The organism is Pelagicoccus sp. SDUM812005 (genome assembly GCF_031127875.1).
Taxonomy (GTDB): Bacteria; Verrucomicrobiota; Verrucomicrobiia; order Opitutales; family Opitutaceae; genus Pelagicoccus.
Map to the genome: position 1 here is coordinate 1 of NZ_JARXIA010000050.1, position 4,122 is coordinate 4,122.

5 protein-coding genes are annotated in these 4,122 nt (G+C 44.2%); all 5 read right to left on the bottom strand.

Going from position 1 to position 4,122, the window contains the following annotated elements; genetic code table 11:
- Positions 1-531: 531 nt before the first annotated feature.
- The 5 genes from QEH57_RS24500 to QEH57_RS24520 all read right to left on the bottom strand — a co-directional run bounded on the left by QEH57_RS24500 (position 532) and on the right by QEH57_RS24520 (position 4,014).
- Positions 532-1,026 (bottom strand): hypothetical protein, encoded by a 495-nt coding sequence (locus QEH57_RS24500; RefSeq protein WP_309009442.1) that lies wholly within the window; start codon positions 1,024-1,026, stop codon positions 532-534.
- Between the two features lie 382 nt (positions 1,027-1,408).
- Entirely contained in the window at positions 1,409-1,777 is a 369-nt protein-coding gene (locus QEH57_RS24505) for an SMI1/KNR4 family protein (protein WP_309009443.1), read from the bottom strand.
- Positions 1,778-1,905: 128 nt separating this feature from the next.
- Positions 1,906-2,217 (bottom strand): hypothetical protein, encoded by a 312-nt coding sequence (locus QEH57_RS24510; RefSeq protein WP_309009444.1) that lies wholly within the window; start codon positions 2,215-2,217, stop codon positions 1,906-1,908.
- A gap of 24 nt (positions 2,218-2,241) precedes the next feature.
- Complete coding sequence (locus QEH57_RS24515; RefSeq protein WP_309009445.1) at positions 2,242-2,748, bottom strand: hypothetical protein; 507 nt, start codon at positions 2,746-2,748, stop codon at positions 2,242-2,244.
- A 777-nt stretch (positions 2,749-3,525) separates the two neighbouring features.
- Entirely contained in the window at positions 3,526-4,014 is a 489-nt protein-coding gene (locus tag QEH57_RS24520; protein WP_309009446.1) for a YcxB family protein, read from the bottom strand.
- Between the last annotated feature and the right edge of the window lie 108 nt (positions 4,015-4,122).

The window sequence follows — 4,122 nt, forward strand, 5'->3', positions numbered from 1 at the left end:
CTAGGTCAAATAATCTGTTCCGTCGTTTGAGGATGCTGCCTCCTTCGATTCAAAAATTCTCTATGATATTATATATTCTTCAGAAGTGGCTAACGTCGAGGCCATACGTGAAGGCCTCGGTGATGGTTTAAATTTTCGTTTTGGGTTGGGGTTTTAGAACGCTCGTAGTGAAAGAGGCGAGCGTTTGCCGGAATTGTATGGGCCGTCTGGTTAGCTCAATTTTGATCCGTTTTGCAGGATCTCTATGAAGTAGGACTGGTTTTGTCATTTCCCTCTTTTATGAACTTGTCTTTTGGTTTCCCTGTCTTGGGTGATGTTCGAAATGTCGATGAATCGAATCTTAACTCTGGTAGGCCTTCCCAAAAATGTGAATACGTTTAAGTTCCGTCGCTAGCACTTTGTCTGCTGGTTGAGGTTCACGCCTCCTTCGACTCGATCTATCTTCATTTTCTGAAATTTTAGTTTCTAGCTAACGCCGAGCTCAGGCGGCGAGCGCTTGCGCTCGTTGCCTGCAGCGCTTTGTTGGACATTTTAGTTCATTACTATTTTCCATGATAGTTTGTCTTTTTGAACCATGATTGGGCTCTCTTGAGTAAATCCATTGGTGTGTACATTTAGCAATACAACGATTCTATCGCTTGAAAGTACTTTGCTTTCTTTTATTTCTACTACGGCACTTTTCATCGATTCTGTGAACTCCGGATCAAGGCTTCTTGAAGAAGTTAAAACAGTGACATATAGCTCTTCTTTCCCTAGATCTTCAAGTCGAACTACTGGCGTCAGGTTTAGTGATTTGTAGAATTCTTTTTCTTTTCCTGCGGCTCTTGCTCGTTCCAGCTCCGAGACCATGGTGGTCTTCATGTTCGTAAGTGCCTGCGAATGCATCAAACCGACAGCGGCTTCTAGATCACCGTGAAAAAAGGCTGACATGTATTTTTGTGCCACAGTTTCAGCTGCTTCCTTATCGGATGCCAAACAGATTGAGGACATCACCATGAAGGCGAGAATAGTGATCGATAGTTTCATATTATTTCGTCCAACGCAGAGGTCTCACGCGAGCGCTTGCGCGAGTTGTGAGAACCGACTTGATGGGGTTAAGTTTTTCATCTTCAGAGTTGGGTTTGTCTTGGAACTTGGGGCTCTTCTTTTCTTGGATTCAGTCTTCGGATCGATTGTCAATTTGCGATCTTTGATTTGCTGCAGGATCAATCCTAATTAAAGGTGATTTCGGATTGGTTGGCCTTCTCGAAAATCGGTCTATCCCTCCATTGCAGGATCTTCATATTTCAATAATGGATTTAGAAATTGGATACGTCGCCAGGTTGTTCTCTCTTAAAATTCCTTATCTCCCCATCGCCAAGCTCAGACGCGGCGGCTTGCCGTCGTTGTCTGCGGCGCCTGGTTAGCTTTAAGTGTTTTGTTCAAGTAGTTCATCGAAGCTAGAGGCTAACGTGTGGATACCATCAAAATTGTGATCCTCAACTTTTACTGATCCATCGTCTTGGAGCACAATTGGATTTCCTGAACCATCCCAGCCGATTACGAATCCTTCTATGGTCCATTCTTCTTCTTTTAATTTCTTTTGGCTCAAGGGTAACTCTGTGATTCCGTCGAACCAATCTGCTCCGATAGGTCCACCACCGGTTTGAGTAATCCATTCTTGGTAGCTAGAGTTCGATACGCCAAATTTCGTCAGGATCTCAACTACGGTTTCCTTTCTTTGAGGACCGTTGATCACCGCCGAGTAGGCTTGTTTGTATCGTTCTATGATTTTCATTTTAATTAGCTAACGCCGAAGTGATACGTGAGCTCAAAACGTAGCTCGAAAGTTGAATTGAGGTTGAGTGTGTCTGGTGGGGTGGGATTTCGGCGAGCGCTTACCCGAATTGTATCGACTGACTTGTTCTACTTTTCATCGCTCTCTATTTGTTTCTTTGTATCTTCATTGTTCTTTTCGATTTTCGCTAATGTGGAGTAGGGATCCTCGAAATCGGCCCAGAACATTTTCCGGGCCATCTCCATGCCTTCGGCCATATCGTTGGCGGCTCCTGAATCTACATAATACTGTGCCCAGGATTTGAGATCACCTATTTTTGCTCTGCCAATTTTAGGTAATTCTGGAGGTGTTGGTTCGGATTTGGAGTTTATTTTGTTTTCAGTAGTCGAACAGCCGCATAGCAGAACGCCAATCGCGAGTGTGGTAAGTTGGGTTTTCATGATATTTCGTAGAACGCCAAGCTCTCACGACGAGCGCTTGCGCTCGTTGTGAGCAGCGTTTTGTTCGCCCTCTTTGTTTTGTTCATGAATCCTCTCAACAAGTAGATCTATGAATACATCAAAATTTTTGTCTGTTTTACGATTCTTTGCCACGTTCAATACGGTTACGCCAGCTGATGATTTAAAACACGTATATCGTTCTTTTTTAAGGCCAACTAGGATCAGGATGATTCCTGCTAAACCAGCGAACCACATGAGCATAGGTCCTTCAGCGTAGGGATCGAAATCGAGGCCTCTCACCATAACATGCCAAGCGATGAATGGACCTATCAAAAAGTAGAAACCAGTCTTAAAGGTCGCGTTACGGCAGGTGATGTACTCTTTCTCGGGACGGATTCCTTCTAGTGGAAGATCAGTCTTGAACTCAGATGAGAGGTAGTTCTTGCCGGAGATGATCAATCGATCCGGATACAACTCAAAATCGCGTTTTCCCGCGTGTCTTCGTTCGTTGTACTTGGCTATAGGGTCCATTTATTTTTCTGTGGCTAACGTCAAAGACTCACGATGTCGGCTTCGACTAACGTTCCAAGTCTGTTGAGGTTGATTTTCATGGGGTCGTGATGAAAGGGGCGGGCGTTTGCCGACATTGTGAGCTCTGCCTTGTTCGACCTGTTTTTGTATTCAGTTTCCAGTGCAGGATCATTGTTTTAGTTTCCTTTTATTTCCCAAAGTCTTCCTTCTTTGATTACTTCGCAGTGGTAGCATCCGCTAGTTGATCCATCTTTATTATACCATTCGTGCTTACCACCAGCTAGTTCACAGTCTTTTCCCTTTTTCGCTAGTCCCAAGTCGATCAAGAACCATGGTAGGTTTCGTCTGATCTTGGTTCTAAGTCTGTAGGGTTCTTTCATTTAGTTTCGTCGAACGCTGAGGCCATGCGATGTAGGCCACGCTAATGGTTTAATTTTCGGTTATTGTAAATTTGGTTGGGTCTTAGTGGAAGAGGCGAGCGTTTGCCGGAATTGTATGGGCCGACTTGTTAGCCCAATCTGAACGTGTCTCCAAATGTTGAATCCAGAAGTTGCCATTCCTAAAACTGGCATAGGACCTTGTTCGTTGATCTAGGTGACAGGATTCTTCGCCCTTGGGTGAAGCTTGAAATGTCGAAGTCAGTTCTTTCTTTGATCTACTCATCGGTTGGGGATGCTGCGTCCTTCGATTCGAAAACCTTCCTTTTAAATTCGTTTCATTTCTGGCTAACGTCAAGTTGAGGCGATGCCAGTGGAGCGGAGCGTAACAGGCATTGCCTCAAACGCCTGGTTGGCTGATTTTGCTTTTAGCAAATTCAAAGAATTCTGCTGCTCTTTCTGGAAAAACTCTTTTCGGAATAATTGAAAAAGACCGTTCCGAAAGATACAGCAGTATGTAGTCTTTCGTATCGAATATTTTGGTGTAAGTGGACCATTTCAGCTTCGAGTCTCCATCGTTCGTTTCTACATCAATCTGATCTTCTTTAAAAGTCACTTGGATTTGATCTTTGTATTTTTTGTATTCTTTAAATGATCGTGCGTGTAAATGCCTTCTCCAGAGGGGCATTAGTGCAAGTACGGCACCTACACCTGATAAAACGTATCCAATCCATCCAACGTAGTATCCGACGACGACTCCTGCAATAACGCCAACGATGCCTCGGATGACACTGCCGCGCGTACTGTGACCTGTGCTTTTCCAATGCTCTTCATGGGCATCAAGGAAGTCGTCTAGCGAGATCGAGTATGTTAGTTGGAATTCCTTCATTGTCTTTAGCCAACGCTGAAGTGATACGACGAAGGTTAGTGCGGAGCACTAACCGGAGTTGTATCCACTGACTGGTTAAGCCCTTCATTTTTGTTTTTGATCGATCGA

Excerpts from the sequence above, each read along its gene's own strand:
- QEH57_RS24500 (WP_309009442.1), bottom strand. The coding sequence starts at position 1,026 with ATGAAACTATCGATCACTATTCTCGCCTTCATGGTGATGTCCTCAATC.
- QEH57_RS24505 (WP_309009443.1), bottom strand. The coding sequence starts at position 1,777 with ATGAAAATCATAGAACGATACAAACAAGCCTACTCGGCGGTGATCAAC.
- QEH57_RS24510 (WP_309009444.1), bottom strand. The coding sequence starts at position 2,217 with ATGAAAACCCAACTTACCACACTCGCGATTGGCGTTCTGCTATGCGGC.
- QEH57_RS24515 (WP_309009445.1), bottom strand. The coding sequence starts at position 2,748 with ATGGACCCTATAGCCAAGTACAACGAACGAAGACACGCGGGAAAACGC.
- QEH57_RS24520 (WP_309009446.1), bottom strand. The coding sequence starts at position 4,014 with ATGAAGGAATTCCAACTAACATACTCGATCTCGCTAGACGACTTCCTT.